The following is an 18,092-nucleotide window of genomic DNA, read 5'->3' on the forward strand; positions in this document are numbered from 1 at the left end:
TTGCGAATTCCATTGTCTTATTCTAACATTAAATCAGCATTTTTTTCTAAAATTTGCTGATAATTGTCAAGATTCAATAAAGTTGATGATTTATTCAGCTGGAGTGTGATGCGCGGGCGTGGCTTCCAATGCCAGGCGCAACCGTTGGCGACGCGCGCGGGCAACACGGGTGATGTGGGGCTCTTTATGAACTTCGCGTGTCGCCAAAAGCGCTTTGGCAAATCGTTGCAATGGCATTCCGGAAAGCGCCGATAAAGGAACGGCCAATACCAGCGAGACAGCGATCGGCAACAGCCAAACAGAGACGACGCCAGCCAAAATCCCGGTCCAGAGCGCAAATCCGCTGACAGTCTCGAGGGCATGGCAGGTGAAAAGTGTCCGCCATGAGTAGCTTCCTCCATCACGGGCCTGGGGCGACCATCCTTTTTGCAGGCCGAAGGCGGTTCTGAGCACCGCGATCATTTGCTGGACCATCAGAATTGGTGCGTAGAGAATTGCCAACAGGATCTCAGCCATCAGCGAGAGCGTGAAAGTGCCAGCTCCGCCATAGTCGGCGAAACGGCTGCCCGTCATCGGTAGGGCTGCAACAGCCAGCAGTTTGGGTGCCAGCAACATTGCGTAGATCAGTAGGATCACCAGCACATGACGGGGCTCTGACATATCCGGCCAGGACGGCATCAGCGGATTTGTTTCGCTGAAATAGGTCAGGACTGAGGCCTCCTCTCCGCGCCCAATCAGAGCCCAGATGACCAGAAGCGCAAACCAGACCGGAGCCATCAGATAACCGATGGCGCCATGCAACAGGTGAAAGCGGGACAGGGCACGAAAGCCTTTGGCGTTGAGAAGATTTAGATGTTGCAGATTGCCCTGACACCAGCGTCTGTCGCGCAATACATGGTCGATAAGGGTTTGCGGCGTTTCTTCGTAAGATCCGCGAATACGTGGCAGGAACTGGACGCTCCAGCCCGCACGACGGAGTAAACCCGCTTCGACAAAGTCGTGACTCATGATGAGTTTCTCGCCGCCAAACGCAGACCGCAGAGGTGGCAAGCCAGCACAGGCCGCAAAGGCACGGGTGCGGATGATCGCGTTGTGCCCCCAGTAGTTCCCTTCGTGCCCAGCCCAACGTGCCAGCCCTTCCGCGAGTGCTAAACCATAGACGCCATTGGCAAATTGTTGCATCCGGCCAAAGACGGATTCTGCTCCGATCAGCTGCGGATAGCTTTGGATGAGACCGGCGCCGGGATCTCGGGCCAACGCATCTGATAGACGGGCAATAGCACGCCCGGTCATCAGACTATCCGCGTCCAGCACCAGCATAGCGTCCCAACCTGCGCCCCAGCGACGGACCCATTCGGCGATATTTCCAACCTTACGGCCTTCATTGTCGTCACGACGGCGGTAGTAAAGCTGTGCACCAGCAGGAAGCATCGCCCGCAGTGCCTCTACACTGGCACGTTCCTGCGCCGCGATAGCATCGTCACGCGTGTCCGACAGAATGAACATCGCATAATCATGCACGCCGCCCCTAGCGTGCAATTCTTCCAGCATTGATTGCGCGTTTCCAAGCACATACCACGGCACCTCGTTGTAGATCGGCATCAATAGCGCGACCTTCATCCGCTGGGGTCGTCCGCGCCCTTGTGCGCGTGGACGTTGCGATAGGCCCCATAGTCCCAACAGGACTGTAGATACCGAAAAGCAGATCCAGAAGAAGTTGAAGGCGATCAGGACCAATAGGGCAACTTCCAACAGGGAAAACCCATCTGCCGCAAACCAGTCCTTCATTCCCCATGTCAACAAACCGGTTGCGGCCATTGCTGGAGAGAAGGTCAGCACCCGCCACAGCGCGACCTGGCGCTGGGATGCTTCTGCCATCTTGCCTGCTGCCGAAGTCTCGCTCTCGACCGGAGTGGGGCAGTCCTGGTCCTGAAAATACGCGCCGAAATTCTGTTCCGGCATGGCCAGCGGCTGTTCGGGCGGGATGAGCGAGAAATTTGTCATTTTGTCCACCGGTACAGCCAGACTTCGGAGGCCGGTTCATCATCCATACGCAGTTCAGCGCGCAACTCGACATGGTCGCGTTCGCCCGGATCAAAGGCAAAGGCAAGGCGCAGACCACCGGTTTCAGGGTTTTCCTGTAGAACGCCTTCAGTTGGGGTGACATGTGGCGAGGTTATGCGCGCCTGAAGGGTATCAATTCCAGCTGCAAATAGCGGATGGGGGGCGAAATCGATTGTCATAATCCGACCCGGATCGCCAAAAATGCGAGCCCCCGCAGCGGTATTGATAACCTGCGGTACAGGCAGATCCGGACCGTTGCCCCAGGTCAACCGATAGTCGATCGCGATTTCGGCGCCGGGTGCGTAGCTTGCGCGGGGCCGCCAGTAGGCAACGATATTGTCGTAGATTTCCTTGTCTGCAGGGATCTCTACGAGCGTGACCGCGCCCTTACCCCAGTCGCCTTTGGGTTCGACCCAAAGCGCGGGGCGTTGATGATAATGCGCCTCAAGATCTTCGTAGTCCGACAACAAGCGAGGACGCTGCATCAGGCCAAAACCACGAGGGTTTTCATCGACAAAAGATGACAACTGCAACGTCGTAGGATTGGCGAGCGGCCGCCATAGCGTTTCACCATTCCCATTGACGACCAGCAACCCGTCGCTGTCATGGACGGCCGGGCGAAAATCATCAAACCGGTGGCGGTTGGTTTGGTCGAACAAGAACATGGAGGTGAGTGGCCCAAGTCCGATGTTATCCAGCTCTTCGCGGGCAAACAGTCGCGCCTCGACCTCCATAACCGTGTCCTGTCCGGGCAGGATGTCGAACCGGTAGGCTCCAGTCACAGAGGGTGAATCCATCAGTGCATGGATAACCATATTTTTCTGTCCGGGTACTGGAGCTTCTAGCCAGAACGCTATGAATTCAGGGAATTCTTCGCCCTCGGCTGTAGCTGTGTTCACAGCAAGACCCCGCGCAGACAACCCATAGGTATTTGCGACCCCGATTGCGCGAAAGTAGCTTGCGCCTTGAAAGACACAGAATTCAGTCTTTTTGCCTGGTTCTTTCAGATCCGTGCGCAGGCGAAAACCGGAGTATCCAAGGCTGTCATCGATACTGAGTTCTGGTGCCTTGTCAGTTTTGTCAAACAGTGACAGGTCAAATCCGACCGGCTGTGCGACCTCGTTTTCAACGGTATTGATCTCCACCGGGCGCGGAAAATAGAGGCCGGGCAGAAAGAAATCGACATTGTAGCTGCGCGGGGTTTTGGACCAAAGCGCATCACGGCTACGGAACCACCGGGTCTGGTATTCCTCGTAGCTTTGTTCTTGCCAATCCTGTGGAACGCTGGGGCGCGGCGTGTAAGGCTGCGCGGCCAGGTCCCGCGCAAGGGTTACCACTGTTTCACGCGAAAACGCGGGTGCGCCAGCGGCTGACGCAGGAAAAGTCAGCGCGCCAAGCGCAAGGGGGGCGGTACTGGCCAAAGCGGTCGCCAGAAAAGAGCGTCGCGAAATTGTTCTCATCTCTTGGTTTTCCATGGATGTGATTTAAACCAGGCGGCGATGTAGGCGCAGCCAATGATAAGGCCAAACCCTGTGAGGTTGAAAAAAGCGGTCGTCAGTAGCGAGCGATCGGTCACATCCATGGCAAAGCCGAGCAGGCGTGCCAGCGCCATGGAGAAGACAAAAACCGCAAGCGATTGCTGACCAACCTTGAGGATCAGCGACAAAAGAACTGCCCATATTCGTGCAGGCAGGGAATGACCCGATGCAATCAGACGTCGCCCGCCTTCACCCGCGATCACCCAGCCGAGATAGGCCAGTGACAGGAAGTGGCCAAAACGCAGAAGGCCAAAGTCTGTCTTCTCCCGCCACTGTGCTGTCAGCTTCCATGTGGGGCGGATTGCTTCCGCCAGATCGGAATTCCAGGCATCGACCCAGAGGAACACTTTCCAGGACCCAAATGGTGCAAGTAGGATCAGATAGGCAGCAGCCGCCGCAATCAGTATGCGAGAGACTGGCGGGGCAGGCAGCCAGCCTTTCATGAAGGCAAAACCGGTAAAGAACAGCAACTGCCAGCCAAAGGGATTGAAGAACCACTCCCGGTTTGACCAGGGTTCCGCCGATAGGGATAGCCCATCCGGACCAAGGCCAACAATATAAGGGTTGGCCAGCAGCCAAATCGCGACGGAGGCCATAGCCACCGCCCAAAGGCCGACGCGCTCCAGCCCCATCATCAATGGCATCAAGGCCAGGACCACCAGATACATTGGCAGAATGTCGAAGTAATTCGGCACATATCTGAGCGTCATCAACCCAACCAGCTGCGGCACCGGGTTTTCAAAGAAAGGGCGCAGGTTCAGCAAGGAGATATAGCTTTTGTCAAAGGATCCATAGAGATCCAGCGCTGCCATCGTGGTGGCGATAACGATAAACAACCCGATATGCGCCCAGAACACCTGCCAGCAGCGAAACAGCACCCGCGCACTGCCTAAGAACCAGCCTTGGCGCGCAAAGCTGCCGCCAAAGGCAATTGCCGAGGCCATCCCTGAGCAGAAGACGAAAATCTCAGTGGCGTCCGAAAAGCCAAACCGTGCCGGGATCCAGCTGGTCCAACGGTTACCTGGAACATGGGCGCACAGGATGATGAACATCGCTATGCCACGATAGAAATCCAGCCGTGGATCACGCGGCGCACGTGGTTGCACATCCGATTGCGGGGCAACCGGACGATTGGCCACTGGCGTGGTCTCGGTGCCTTTAGCGCCGGGAAAGGGCGAGATGGTCGCCATAGGTTGGTGTGTCCTTGCTTATATTATTCTGCTGGAACGCTTTGCGCACCCGGTGCACCGCGTCCAGCAGAAATCAGTATGCGGCGCGCCTGGGCATAGCTGTCTTCGGCACCGCCCCGCTGGGCGCGTCGTTCATTGAGGATCGCCTCCACTGCATCCAGCCGCCCCGCGCGGATGCCGGCATCGATGGTCACGCGTTCAAACACATCACGTTGGGCGTGGCTGCCGCCGGCCAACTGTAGCGTATTGCGACCGGTTGCGAGATATCCGAACGCCTCGTTGTAATTGCCGTCGCCGAATGCTTCCAACCCCATCGCGAGCCCGCAGCCGGGGGTGGCCATACGGGCATCGCTTTCACTTGCGCCACGGCGGGCGTCGGAATGAATGCGCTGTACCAGTTGGCCGGTCTCAACCTTGCGGTCATCTCCGACCAGCGCCAGAAGATAGTGAAGATCTGCAAAGATCAGGCAGCCATCCTCGGTCCGATTGGCACAAAGCTCGGCCAGCTCTTCCCAGCGGTTTCCAATGGCAACGCCCTCCAGCTCCAAACGCATCAGCAGCGAAGTGGCATTGGAGATATCGCGATAATCATCAGTTTTGTCTTTGCGAATTTCATGGTCATAGAGCGCCAGAACCTGCTCGGTTTGTCCTTGATCCAGATGCATCAGCGCCTTGTGCCACCAGACGTGGTAACGGAAGTTGTTGCAATGAGCCCAGGCTGCTTCCCGACCCGAGAGCCACTCAAGCCCTGTGCGCGCGTTTCCTGTCATGTCGTGGACGTGCGCCACCGCATGCAGGCCCCAGGCATCATCCGGCGCCATCCAGAGCGCTTGACGTCCTGTGGCCTCCGCCAGATCATAGGCGCCTGTTTCTTCCAAGGAAAAAGCATGGCAACCCAGCAGGTATCCCCGGCCAGCATGATCGGGATCATAGGCGGGCAGGACTCGCTCGATGGAACGACGCATACCCGTGCTGTCACCAAGAATGAAACGGATCGCATGACTTAGCTTCATTGCAAGCGCGTCTTCCGGATGTTTGTGAAGAACCGCCTCCATTTCCGCAATGGCGACAGAAGGCCGTCCTTCCAGCCATGCGCCAAGTGCAGCGATATAATGCCGTTCACGTGGCAATGCGCCATCTTCGACGGCCTTGGCGGCGGCGTAAGCATCATGCGCAGCCTGCATCACCTCAGCCCGACCCAGCAGCAAAACAAACATGCCTTTGGCTGCCTGTGCCAGAGCAAACTCTGGTGCGGCCTCGAGTAGAGCCCCAAGATGCTGTGGCGCGGCGGCGGCATGTGACAGGACACCCATCTGCACAGCGTTCCAGTTATCGAGAGCTGAGGCGTCGGTCAGGCTGGTCTCTTGGCCAAAAATATCTTGCATCATCGTTTGTCCGATCCGTGTCAAAAACGAAAGCAGAGGTGCTTTGGTGTCGAGCCTAAAGCACGACATGGCGTCTCGCGATGCCCGCTCGCGGTTTGGTGAAGTGGCGTGTGCAATCTCGTTGGATTAGCGCGCTAGCCGGGGCATTTGGCAGCGATTTCTCGCATTTTTGTAACTCTGGCAAGTCTTCGTTACAGCTGTTTGGCCAAAGATCGCCAGTTTCTGTAACACTCGGCTAGTAACCGCCGGTTGCAAATCCGCAAAGCGGGTGTTTTGTGCAGTTTCATAAGGGGATAGCAGGCAGCAACCGCAAGAATCCGTGTCGTCCTGTGGCCGTAGCGCTAGATTCTCGCTGGCTGCTGGTGGAGTTGGGTAGCGCTAATTGATGTCTTCGGCAAAAGGGTTCGCCGAGTTGGTCAGAAGATCGGTGCTGTCCCCGCATGTTGGCGGGGCATAGCGATAGGTCACCGGTGTACGAGAGAACTTTAGCGGGTTGCCCAGTAATCTGACAGGACCCGCTGCCGAAGACATCTCGATCGCCATTTCGCGCGCTTCCACCTGATCGGAGCCAAAGACCTGATCCAACGTTTGCACCGGTCCGGCAGGGACTTGGCGGGCTTCCATGGCGGTGATGATCTCTTCGGTGCCATACTGGCGCAGGGCTGGCAGCAGAATATCAGAAAGCGCGTCACGATTTTGCAACCGAGCCGGATTGGTGGCAAAACGAGGATCACGTGCCAGCCCATCCAGACCAAGGAAAGATAAGAAACGGCCAAACTGCGCGTCATTCCCGACAGCCAAGATTACATGGCCATCCGATGTTTCATAAAGCCCATAAGGCACGATGCTGGGGTGTTCATTGCCTCGTCTTTTGGGGGCGCTATCGGTGTTGAGCGTGGCGACGCCTTCATTGATCAACCAGGCGATCTGCGCGTCTACCAATGCGATATCAACCTGCTGACCCTCACCGGTTTTTTCCTTGTGCCGCAGGGCAGCGAGGATGCCGACACAGGCATACATACCGCACATCACATCAGAGATTCCTACGCCCACTTTCATCGGCCGACCATCAGGCTCGCCTGTCAAAGACATGATCCCGCCGTAGCCTTGCGCCATCAGGTCGTAGCCGGGTTTATGGGCGTTTGGTCCGGTCTGCCCGTAGCCGGAGATGGACCCATAGACGAGGTGGGGAAAGTCGGCGTGCATGCTCTCGTAATCGAGGCCGTATTTTGCCAATCCGCCGGGCTTGAAATTCTCCAGCAGGATATCGGCTTCGGCCGCCAGACGGCGCGTGGTAGATTGCCCCTCGGCAGAGGTGATATCCACCTCTATCGACCGCTTATTGCGGTTCGCGGCCATGAAATAGGCTGACAGATCTGATTGCTGACCGTCAGCATCCACTACATAGGGCGGGCCCCATTGGCGGGTGTCATCCCCACCCGTGCGAGGGTTTTCTACCTTGAGGACAGTCGCGCCCAGGTCGCCCAGCATCTGCGTACAGGTCGGTCCTGCCAAAATGCGGGAGAGGTCCAGCACCTTAATACCAGCGAGAGGGCCATGAGATAGCAAGTCGTCGGGGATGTGGTCAGATGAGCCCATCATAAGCCTCCCGATCAAATTCTGCGGCAATGACAGTAAAACGATCTGACTGCTGTGCTTCTGTCAGTGCTGCACGCAGGGCTGTGCGATCGCGGACGCGGATCCCATTCCCGCCAAAGGCCCGCCCGATCGCTGCAAAGTCATGTTGACCAAAATCAACCCCTGCATTGTCGAGCTGACGTTTCCGTTGTTTCAGGTCGATCAACGCGAGGCTGGCATCGACGAAGACCACGAAGATCGGAGCTACGCACAGTTCTGTTGCTGTAGACAATTCACCGGCCACCATCAAAAAACCGGCGTCGCCCGAAAAGCCGACAACCGTACGCTGAGGTTGCGCCAGCTTGCGTCCAATGGCCATGGGTACGGCGCAACCCATCGTACAAAGGCCCGTAGATTGGATCAATGCGCGGGGTTCATGGCAGCGCCACATCTGTGAGAGTAAGATGCGGTGGGCACCGCTGTCAGCACTCGCTAGGGTGTCAGCGGGCAGGGTGGCCTGACATTCCTCAATGATGGCGGCAGGTCCCCATTCTGTCTTGGCGGTGAAGGCTGTATTGAGCGCATCACGGGCAGCTTTTGGCTGACCTTCGGGCCAGCGTGCGAGCGTTGTTTGGGCCTCATCCGCAAGCTGCGCCCCGACCGTCAGGGCGCGCAGGCTGGGCACAATGCCCGCGACGAGCGTGAGATCGGCGGCGTGCATGTAGTGGGTGTTGTCTTCGGCTGCGATGTCGATCACCCGCTGCCGGGTGCAATCCCAGGCATTGCGCCAGCCAGGCCGCATCTCGATCGGGTCATACCCAAGAGCTAGGATCAGATCGGCCTCTCGTACCAGCGGAAGAAGATGCCGATCCGCGAGCGGAGACAGTCCTGCACCACCAAGGCAAAGAGAGTGATCTTCGGGCAGGATCCCCTTCGCTTTGTAGCTGGTCACAAATGGGATCTGGTTTAACTCAAGAAAAGCCAGCAGCGCTGAGCCAGCATCCTCGGCAATCGCGTCGAGACCAATTACGGCCAAGGGGCGCTCTGCTTTAGCAATCCAAGCGCGCGCCTGCGCCAGATCTGCGGGCTGCGGCTGTGTCGCTCTGGCAGGCGCGAGGCAAGGGCGGTGGGCGCCGGCAGGCGCATCGGCGACAGAAATCGGTACATCAATATGCACTGGGCCGTTGCGAGGGGCTGTTGCAATACGTACGGCCTTATCGGCAATCACCCCGGCTGCGTCCGCATCAAGCCTGAAGCTGGCTTTTGTGATCGGGGTAAAGACCGCCTGATGATCCAGCACCTGATGGGTATAGGTTGCAGCCTCTGACGCATCAACGCAGCCTGTCAGGACCAGCATTGGAACGCGGTCCTGATGGGCATTGGCCACAACATTTACACCGTTCAGCGCGCCGGGGCCTAGCGTCGCCACAAGGATGACCGGTGCGTGATCACTGTGATGCACACCTTCGCCCATGAAGCCCGCGCTGTTTTCATGTTTGGCAAGGTGAAAAGCAATACCCGCCTTTGTCAGCGCATCTACGAGGGTCAGAACCTCACCACCGGGCATGCCAAAAGCATGACGGCATCCCGCTGCATATAGTCGCTGGGCCAGTACATCCGCCGCCCGCAATGGTTCTGTGGCGCCTGTGGCCGCGGTGTCGGTCTGTGTCATAAAATCCGCCCTTCGTGAACAAGTTCCGCCAAATTGCCGGAACCGGGGAAGGTTGCAAGCCTCCTCACGCGGGTGTGAGCGTTAAGGCGCCGAGCGAGCGGCGATTTGGGCAATGGCATCAAGATGTTGATCTAATTCTGAGGCAATCACCGCCAGCTCAGTACCTCCTTCACCCAGATAGGGGGCAAAGACATAGGTCGCAGTTTTGTAGGACAGGGTAGCGCGGCCTCCTGGATCTTCGGTCACATAGAGTCGGATTGGAGCCTCAATCATTGCAGCGGTAGAGGTGCGCAAGACTCGGACGGCGTATTTATTGTTGAAAATGCCGATAACACGGTTGCCGGGAATGGTGATGCCACGGGCGGCGGCGGCCTTGGTCGGGCCCGCTTTTGTCACAACGGCAAGGCCTTGTGCCTTGGTTGCTGCGATGACGTCCCGGATCAGCTGTTGATAGGGTTTGGCTGTTGTATGCACTGCCCAGCCTGGGCGGCCTGCAATGGTTTCCGCCATGGCTGCGCGCGGCAGCAATACCGTTGTGGCAAGGATGACTGTCAGTGACGCCAAAACAATCAGGCGAGCACGGCTCATCTGGAGCATCAGAAACTTTGAATGAAACAATGCCATGGTCTCCTTTGTTGCTTGTTAGCCTCAACCTTTGTGTTGTGAGGTGCACAGATGCGCTGGATGCCAAGCTATCTTGTTCGCGCAGATTTGCCGGTCACATTGCCGTGGGATTGACAGTTGAGCGTCAGGCGGGGCGGCGAAAACCAACGATTAGCTGGCGCAGTCCAAGTGCCGCGCCAGCGAAGATCGATAGAAATGTGATGGGGGCTGAGAGCGATAGCAGTGAAAACGCACTTAACCCTTGGCCAACCGTGCATCCCATAGCGATGACGGCACCAATACCCATAATCGCCGCTCCGATGATCTGACGGCGTAGTTCTCTAGGGTCCTCACAGGCTTCCCAGCGGAAATGCCCTTTGAGGAAAGAGCCGATGAAGGCCCCTAGCCACACACCGCTAACTGAGCCGACAGCAAAGCTGATTGGGCGTAGACTGCCCGTCATGCTCCACATGATTGTTTCGCCCAAGGGGGCGGAGAAAGAGTGTGAGACGACCGGAACCGCGTCAAAACCGGTGCGCGAGATATAGCTGCTACCGGCCCAGCCGCTGACGATTGCAACGGCTACGATGATGGCCCAGCCGATTGCGGCAGGGTTGTCTCGAACCTCGCGTCCGGCAGTTGACACCAACAAGAGAGCGCCGCCGATTGCAAAACCAATGGATGTGACTGAAAATCCTAAGTAATCAGACAGGTGGTAGGCGATGCTGGCGGGCAGATCATCGGTGATAGTCTGCTGTAGGAAAAACAAATTCCGCAACGGCGCGAGCGGTCCTGCGAGGATCACAAATGTTGAAACACCCATCACCAGTACAATGACAAAGCTGCGCAGATCTCCACCACCCAACCGAGCGATAGCGCCGTAGCCACACATGCCGCAAAGGGCCATACCATAGCCGAACAGTAACCCGCCGCCGATAGAGGCCAGGGGCATCCAGCGAATGGCCAGATATTGCGACTCTACCGGATCCAGCCAGTCAAAGGCAATCAGTCCGAAACTTCCCAGGATGGCCATGCCGATGGCCATGCCCCACATGCGCATGCGCAGGGATGAGCCACCATAGAGCAGGTCTTCAATGGCACCCAGCGTACAGAAACGGCCCAGACGTGCGGTCAATCCCAATAAAACGCCACCAAACAAACCCAGAAGTGCGGTCAGGTGTGTGTCACTTAGAAAGTCAAACAGGGTTTCGGACATGTCAGCTGAGCTCCGCCGTTTGAGATGGCCGCATTGCTGCCGATTGGGGCATTAGCAACCTGGGTTTGAGGCGAGAAGCGCAGGGCGCGTGAGGTCAGTCATCCTTGCAAAACAGGTCGTAGACGACCTCCAGAATTCGGCGAGGCCGCTCATCGGCCAAACGGTAGTAGATGGCTTTGCCTTCACGGCGAGGGATAACCAGCCCTTCCAGTCGCAGGCGGGAAAGCTGTTGCGACACAGCAGCCTGCCGCGCGGAGAGCAGCTCTTCCAGCTCAGTTACGGATTTCTCGCCTGACACCAGATGGCACAGGATCATCAAACGCCCTTCGTGGCTGATCGCCTTAAGAAAATTCGAGGCGCGCGTGGCATTATCCACCATCGTGTCGAGATCTTCAGGCGCCATATCGGCGGAAAACTGCGGCAAGGCCATATTGGGTTTCTCTTCTGGTTCAATCATTGGTGCCAATTGGAGTCGTGTTCGCGGCGGGCGGTGTACCCTTGGCCGGAGGAGGAGGCGCTTCAAACCCCACATGTTCGTGCAACAGCCCTGATATCAGCGGCCAGAAGAAATCCTCTCCGGGGTAGCCTTCTAGTCTGGCCATCTCATGACCGTCTTCGACGATCAAGAAGGTTGGCGTGAATGTGACCCTGCGTGACAGTTTAAGTTTCACGGGCATGTTCCGCAGGTCGGCGCGGCGTAGCGGAGCGAATTTGCCCTCGTGCGTCTTGGGATAGATCGGTGCGATTTCCGCGTCCCAGCGCGCGCACCAGGCACAACCGGGTTGTTCAACCATGATCAGCTCTGCGGCATCGAGGGGATCCATGGCAAAAAAAACAGACGCTAAACAGCCAAACGCTGCAGTTATCCTGCGGCCGGGGTTCAGCAGATAGGTCAAGGGAGGAAAGGCCATGATGCGGTGTGTCTCGACGATCAGATTTGGTTCTGTGACATGTAGTCCTGGTGATCAAGCTGTGCCATTGACGACCGTGGATTGACGGTGTCTATATGTAATACATAATTTGAATATGTGAATAGTACAAGTATTGGTGAGCACGATGGTGCGGTGGGCTATGCAATGTGCTGATCAGAAATTGGGCGAAATATAGCCAACCCCCGATTTGATAGCCTGTGACATGCCGCTGGCATGAGGTTTGATCCATTCACTGCGGTATTCGGTGCTGCTAGATCAGGCGGATACGGCGGCAAAGGACGGGATAAGATGCTGGAAATTTCTCTATTCGGGGCGCTTATTGCTGGGTTGCTCTCCTTTTTTACCCCCTGTGTCCTCCCGATGGTGCCTTTTTACCTGTCCTATATGGGCGGGCTGTCCATGGCGGAATTGCGCAGCGAAGGCGAGATTGCACCCGGCGCGCAGAGGCGGCTGATCGTGGCGTCGATCTGCTTTGCAGGCGGAGTGACCACAGTGTTTATGCTGATGGGCATGGGGGCTACCGCATTGGGGCAGGTTTTCGGGCAATATTTGGATTTGCTTTCCTATGTCGCTGCGCTACTGCTATTGGTGTTTGGCCTGCATTTCCTGGGCGTGTTGCGCATTCCACTGCTTTACCGGGAGGCACGGGTTGAAAGCTCGGCATCACCCTCGACCTTAGTCGGGGCCTATATGATGGGGCTTGCCTTTGGCTTTGGCTGGACACCCTGTGTGGGGCCGGCATTGGCATCGATTCTGATGATTGCGTCTGGCATGGGCGACATCTGGCACGGTGGCTTACTACTGTTTGTCTATGGGGCTGCCATGACCGCGCCTTTTGTTATTGCAGCATTGTTTGCCCGACCGTTTCTAGGGTTTGTCGCACGGCACCGAGCGGCCTTTGCTTGGGTGGAGAAGGGCATGGGCGCAATGCTAGTTATCTTCGCCGTGCTGATTGCAACCGGCAGCGTACGGTATATTGCCGAAGCAATGATCCGTTGGTTCCCGGGCTTTGCAAGCATCGGCTGACCGAAGAGTGCAGGCGGGCTGTAGTGAGAGGAAATAATATGAAACGACTTATTGTTGGATTGCTTTGGATGCTGCTCGCGGCGCCTGTTTCTGCGGTGGAAATGGGTGACGACGGCCTGCACAAAGCCCCGTGGATGCGTGACACATTTAAGGATCTGCGGGAGGATCTTGAAGAAGCCAATGCAGAGGGGAAGCGGCTGGTTCTTTTCTTCGAGCAAAGAGGCTGCATCTATTGCACAAAGATGCACGAAGAGGTTTTCTCTAAGCCAAATATAGGCGACTATATCGCGGAGAATTTCTTTGTCGTGCAGCTCAATCTTTATGGCGACGTTGAGGTTACCGATTTCGACGGCGAGACCCTGTCGGAAAAGGATATGGCCCGCAAATGGGGCACTCTGTTTACGCCGACAATAATGTTCCTTCCACAAGATATGCCTGAGGTGCCGGCCCCGCAAGCTGCCGTGTCGGTGATGCCCGGTGCCTTTGGTGCTGGCACCACATTGGACATGTTCACATGGGTGAAAGAAGAACGTTATAAGCTTGATAATGGTGAAGATTTCCAGCGCTACCATGCCCGTCGTATTCAGGAACGCGACAATGGATCGGCTGACTAGACCAAGCGGCCGCAAGCGCCATATCGTACGCCGATGTTTCACTATTGCGGTCAGGGCTTAACGTTAGCTATCGCCATGACAACACTAGGTATCGATCGGTGAGATAAAAAATATAATGAAATTCAAATTACTGAATTTGATGTTGCGTTGGGCGGTGGAGGTCGCCTAGGGTATCACTCAGCTAAGCACGCCATAAGCGCGTGGGAGCCAATGGGAGGAAACATGAAGCAAATATCTCTGACACTGGCAGCTTGTCTTGCCGGGACAGTCGCGTTTGCCGCTGATATTGCGCCTAAGAGCGTCGCCTATGATGACTATGGCGCTGTTGCTGCATCGCTGAGCGGTGCTACCGGGGATGTCGCCAGCGGCGCATTGTTGGTCGGTGACAAGTCGAAGGGCAATTGCGTTGCCTGCCATCAGGTGACCGTGCTGTCGGATGTGCCATTCCACGGTGAAATTGGCCCTGCGCTGGACGGGGCTGGCAGTCGCTGGAGCGAAGCTGAACTGCGTGGCCTGGTGGCCAATGCAAAGATGACATTTGAGGGCACGATGATGCCCGCCTTTTACAAGGTCGATGGCTTTATTCGTCCTGGTGACGCCTACACGGGCAAGGCCGGTAGTGAGCCGTTGCCGCCCATCCTGACAGCTCAGGAAATTGAAGATGTGGTCGCATTTCTTGCGACCTTGAAGGAAGACTGACGCAAAAGACCGGGATCTTTTTGCGCCATCAACGTCAAAGGAGACATACGATGGAGTTCTCACGTCGCGACACCCTTGGTCTTGGCCTCGGAGCCGCTGCTCTGACCATGCTACCCATGCGCGTGGTTGCTGCAGCCGAAGACCGAATCGCGGAGTTTACCGGAGGGGCTGATATGGCCGAAACTGGTTTAACACTGACCGCGCCGGAAATTGCTGAAAACGGTAACACGGTGCCGATTGCAGTCGACGCCCCCGGCGCCGCGGCCATCATGATTTTGGCCACTGGAAATCCGACCCCCGGCGTAGCGACATTTGCCTTTGGTCCCATGGCCGCGAGCCAATCAGCATCCACGCGGATCAGGCTTGCAGGTACACAGGACGTTGTTGCGGTTGCCAAAATGGCTGATGGCAGCTTTGCCAAGGCCAGTGCGACCGTCAAGGTGACCATCGGCGGTTGCGGTGGCTAAGTGCGAGTTGATCTGTAGTCCAGGCTCGCCCCATAGATATCAGGAGTTTACGAAATGGCATCCGGTGTAAAACCCCGCGTCAAAGTCCCCAAGAAAGCAGCCGCAGGTGATGCGGTGACCATCAAGACGCTGATCAGCCACAAGATGGAAAGCGGTCAGCGTAAGGACAAGGAAGGCAACGTCATTCCACGGTCAATCATCAATCGCTTCACCTGCGAATTCAATGGTGAGAGTGTTGTTGATGTGGCCATGGAGCCTGCCATCTCGACCAATCCGTATTTCCAGTTTGACACAACGATCCCCGAAGCGGGTGAGTTCGTCTTCACCTGGTATGACGACGACGGGTCAGTCTACACAGAACAAAAATCAATCGCGATTGGCTGATCCCCTCCGGATCCATAGGCAAACGCTGCGTCCGGGACGTCGGGCGGAGCGACCACCCAAGGGAGGAAACAACATGAACAATAAGGCAATCACCGCAATTGCCATGGCGATGGCACTGCCTGTCGCCGCCTTTGCCGGATCAGACAATGATACGCTGGTCGTCAATGAAGACATTGAGATGGTGACCAAGACGACTGCCCCCGCGCATGTCTCTGACGCGATGGATGAGGTTGTGTCGGGCTGGCATTTCCGCTCGGATGAGACGCAAGCCCTGCAGATGGATGATTTTGAAAATCCTGCGATGGTCTTTGTGGATCAGGCGCTTGACAGTTGGTCCAAAGTTGAGGGCACAGCCGAAAAATCCTGTTCGTCCTGTCATGGCGATGTTGAAGACAGCATGGCAGGGGTGCGGGCGGTCTATCCAAAATGGAACGAGGCCGCAGGCGAAGTTCGCACTTTGAATATGCAAATCAACGACTGCCGTGAAAACCAGATGGGTGCGGAAGCCTGGAAATACACGGGCGGCAAGATGGCTGCGATGGAAGCGCTGATTTCAGTGCAATCGCGTGGCATGCCGGTAAGTGTAGCGATCGACGGACCTGCCCAGTCGACCTGGGAGCAAGGCAAGGAGATGTACTACACCCGTACCGGCCAGTTGGAGCTATCCTGCGCAAACTGCCATGAAGACAACTATGGCAACATGATCCGTGCCGACCATCTGAGCCAGGGTCAGATCAATGGTTTTCCGGTGTACCGCTTGAAGAATACCAAGCTGAACACGGCTCATGCACGCTTTAAGGGCTGCGTACGCGACACCCGGGCCGAAACCTATAAGCCGGGTTCGGCGGATTTTGTGGCTCTCGAGCTTTATGTCGCTTCGCGCGGCAATGGGCTGTCCGTTGAGGCGCCGTCTGTCCGCAATTAAACACCGTTGCCCTGCATCAAACGTGGTGTGGGGCATGTTTTTGCTTATATCATTCAAACATGCGAATATATCGTGTGACACAGTGGAAAGATGAACCCAATGATCTCGCGGCGTGATTTCTTGCAGGTCTCCATGGCAGCTTCGGCGTTGGTTGGCACCTCTGGTTTTGGCAGTTGGGGCCGCTTGGCCGCTCAGCAACGTCTAACTCAAGACCAGCTTTTGCAGTTTGATACTTTTGGCAATATCAGCCTCATTCATGTGACTGATATTCACGCCCAGCTGAAGCCGATCTTTTTCCGCGAACCTTCCGTAAATCTAGGCGTCGGAGCCAACAAGGGGCATGTGCCGCATATCACTGGCGCAGATTTCCGCGCGGCCTATGGCATCACGGATGGCAGCCCCTCTGCTTATGCTCTCACTTACAATGACTTCTCAGCACTTGCGCAGGGCTACGGCCGGGTTGGTGGGCTGGATCGTGTCGCAACCATCATTAACGCAATCCGTGCGGATCGCCCTGATGCCCTGCTGCTGGATGGTGGGGATACCTGGCATGGTTCCTATACCTGCCACCAGACCGCTGGTCAGGATATGGTTAATGTAATGAACGCCCTGAAGCCGGACGCGATGACCTTCCATTGGGAATTCACCCTCGGCAGTGAACGGGTGAACGAGATCGTTGAAGGACTGCCGTTTGCCGCGCTTGGGCAGAATATCTTTGATGCGGAATGGGATGAGCCAGCAGAACTGTTCAAACCATACAAGTTCTTTGATCGAGGGGGTTCCAAGGTTGCTGTCATAGGTCAGGCCTTCCCCTATATGCCGATTGCAAACCCGGGCTGGATGTTCCCGGAGTACTCCTTTGGTATTCGCGACGAACATATGCAGGCCATGGTCGACGAAGTCCGTGCCGAAGGTGCGGATGTTGTTGTTGTGCTGTCGCACAATGGTTTTGACGTCGATAAAAAAATGGCAGACGTGGTTAGCGGCATTGATGTGATCCTGTCCGGGCACACGCATGACGCGCTGCCAGAGCCGGTACTGGTAGGGACGACCCATATTATTGCTTCGGGGTCTAACGGGAAATTCGTATCGCGCGTGGATCTGGACGTTCGCGATGGCCAGTTAATGGGGCTGCAGCACAAACTGATCCCGGTGTTCTCTGATGTAATCACTCCGGACCCTGCGGTTGGCCAGTTGATCAACGAACAACGCGCCCCCTATGAAACGCAGCTGGCCGAAGTGATCGGTCAGACCGATGCGTTGCTCTATCGTCGTGGTAATTTCAACGGTACTTGGGATGACCTGATCTGCGATGCCTTGCTGAGCGAACGTGAAGCTGACATTGCCCTATCGCCTGGTGTGCGTTGGGGGCCGTCGCTGCTGCCGGGGGATGACATCACCCGCGAAGACATCTGGAACGTTACTTCCATGAGCTATGGTGCCGTCTACCGTAATGAAATGACGGGTGAATTCCTGAAGGTAGTGCTGGAAGATGTGGCCGACAATATCTTCAACCCTGATCCATATTATCAGCAGGGCGGTGATATGGTGCGGGTGGGTGGCATGGGCTATCACATTGATATCACCAAGCCACAGGGCGAGCGGATCAGCAATATGACATTGCTCAAGACTGGGGAAGCCATTGATCCGGCAAAGACCTATATTGTGTCGGGCTGGGCCAGCGTCAACGAAGGCACAGAAGGCCCGCAGATTTGGGACGTGGTGGAGGATCACATCCGTAGGATGGGTACAGTAACCCTTTCGCCAAATAACTCCGTGCAGGTGTCGGGCGAATAAGC

17 protein-coding genes are annotated in these 18,092 nt (G+C 56.5%); 7 read left to right on the plus strand and 10 right to left on the minus strand.

The features are described from left to right. Positions 1-90 precede the first annotated feature (90 nt). The 10 genes from mdoH to ACEWZM_RS16915 all read right to left on the minus strand — a co-directional run bounded on the left by mdoH (position 91) and on the right by ACEWZM_RS16915 (position 12,157). Positions 91-2,004, minus strand: coding sequence for a glucans biosynthesis glucosyltransferase MdoH (mdoH, locus tag ACEWZM_RS16870; RefSeq protein ID WP_414007541.1), 1,914 nt, complete (start codon positions 2,002-2,004; stop codon positions 91-93). Beyond that, a complete protein-coding gene (locus tag ACEWZM_RS16875; protein WP_414007542.1) occupies positions 2,001-3,524 on the minus strand; it encodes an OpgD/OpgG family glucan biosynthesis protein in 1,524 nt (507 codons plus the stop codon). Before ACEWZM_RS16875 ends, mdoH begins: the two co-directional genes overlap by 4 nt. Then, positions 3,521-4,792, minus strand: coding sequence for an OpgC family protein (locus tag ACEWZM_RS16880; protein WP_414007543.1), 1,272 nt, complete (start codon positions 4,790-4,792; stop codon positions 3,521-3,523). The genes ACEWZM_RS16875 and ACEWZM_RS16880 overlap by 4 nt, the downstream gene beginning before the upstream one ends. Positions 4,793-4,815: 23 nt before the next feature. Beyond that, a complete protein-coding gene (locus tag ACEWZM_RS16885; RefSeq protein ID WP_414007544.1) occupies positions 4,816-6,180 on the minus strand; it encodes a tetratricopeptide repeat protein in 1,365 nt (454 codons plus the stop codon). Between the two features lie 375 nt (positions 6,181-6,555). Next, positions 6,556-7,776: a CaiB/BaiF CoA transferase family protein gene (locus ACEWZM_RS16890; RefSeq protein ID WP_414008068.1), complete on the minus strand. Its 1,221-nt coding sequence runs from the start codon at positions 7,774-7,776 to the stop codon at positions 6,556-6,558. Continuing rightward, positions 7,763-9,427 (minus strand): thiamine pyrophosphate-binding protein, encoded by a 1,665-nt coding sequence (locus ACEWZM_RS16895; protein WP_414007545.1) that lies wholly within the window; start codon positions 9,425-9,427, stop codon positions 7,763-7,765. The genes ACEWZM_RS16890 and ACEWZM_RS16895 overlap by 14 nt, the downstream gene beginning before the upstream one ends. 81 nt (positions 9,428-9,508) lie before the next feature. Next, a complete protein-coding gene (locus tag ACEWZM_RS16900; RefSeq protein ID WP_414008069.1) occupies positions 9,509-9,937 on the minus strand; it encodes a DUF302 domain-containing protein in 429 nt (142 codons plus the stop codon). 238 nt (positions 9,938-10,175) lie between these two features. Further along, complete coding sequence (locus ACEWZM_RS16905) at positions 10,176-11,246, minus strand: YeeE/YedE family protein (protein WP_414007546.1); 1,071 nt, start codon at positions 11,244-11,246, stop codon at positions 10,176-10,178. 94 nt (positions 11,247-11,340) lie between these two features. After that, entirely contained in the window at positions 11,341-11,676 is a 336-nt protein-coding gene (locus tag ACEWZM_RS16910; RefSeq protein ID WP_414008070.1) for an ArsR/SmtB family transcription factor, read from the minus strand. A gap of 19 nt (positions 11,677-11,695) precedes the next feature. Further along, on the minus strand, positions 11,696-12,157 hold the full coding sequence (locus ACEWZM_RS16915) for a thioredoxin domain-containing protein (RefSeq protein WP_414007547.1): 462 nt from the start codon (positions 12,155-12,157) through the stop codon (positions 11,696-11,698). A gap of 309 nt (positions 12,158-12,466) precedes the next feature. On the opposite strand from ACEWZM_RS16915, the gene ACEWZM_RS16920 reads away from it, so the two are divergent. From ACEWZM_RS16920 to soxB, 7 genes are all read left to right on the plus strand, one after another. Beyond that, a complete protein-coding gene (locus ACEWZM_RS16920) occupies positions 12,467-13,204 on the plus strand; it encodes a cytochrome c biogenesis CcdA family protein (RefSeq protein ID WP_414007548.1) in 738 nt (245 codons plus the stop codon). A gap of 38 nt (positions 13,205-13,242) precedes the next feature. Further along, entirely contained in the window at positions 13,243-13,818 is a 576-nt protein-coding gene (locus ACEWZM_RS16925; protein ID WP_414007549.1) for a thioredoxin family protein, read from the plus strand. Between the two features lie 222 nt (positions 13,819-14,040). Then, the gene (gene soxX / locus ACEWZM_RS16930; RefSeq protein ID WP_414007550.1) at positions 14,041-14,517 is read left to right on the plus strand and encodes a sulfur oxidation c-type cytochrome SoxX; all 477 of its coding nucleotides are present in this window, start codon (positions 14,041-14,043) and stop codon (positions 14,515-14,517) included. A gap of 50 nt (positions 14,518-14,567) precedes the next feature. Further along, entirely contained in the window at positions 14,568-14,984 is a 417-nt protein-coding gene (gene soxY, locus ACEWZM_RS16935; RefSeq protein ID WP_414007551.1) for a thiosulfate oxidation carrier protein SoxY, read from the plus strand. Positions 14,985-15,038: 54 nt separating this feature from the next. Beyond that, entirely contained in the window at positions 15,039-15,368 is a 330-nt protein-coding gene (gene soxZ, locus ACEWZM_RS16940) for a thiosulfate oxidation carrier complex protein SoxZ (RefSeq protein WP_414007552.1), read from the plus strand. Between the two features lie 73 nt (positions 15,369-15,441). Then, entirely contained in the window at positions 15,442-16,293 is an 852-nt protein-coding gene (gene soxA, locus ACEWZM_RS16945) for a sulfur oxidation c-type cytochrome SoxA (protein ID WP_414007553.1), read from the plus strand. A 99-nt stretch (positions 16,294-16,392) separates the two neighbouring features. Next, positions 16,393-18,090, plus strand: a complete 1,698-nt coding sequence (soxB, locus tag ACEWZM_RS16950) for a thiosulfohydrolase SoxB (protein ID WP_414007554.1) — start codon at positions 16,393-16,395, stop codon at positions 18,088-18,090. The last annotated feature ends 2 nt before the right edge of the window (positions 18,091-18,092 follow it).

Origin of the sequence: Phaeobacter cretensis, assembly GCF_047372505.1 — a bacterium.
Lineage (GTDB): Bacteria > Pseudomonadota > Alphaproteobacteria > Rhodobacterales > Rhodobacteraceae > Phaeobacter > Phaeobacter cretensis.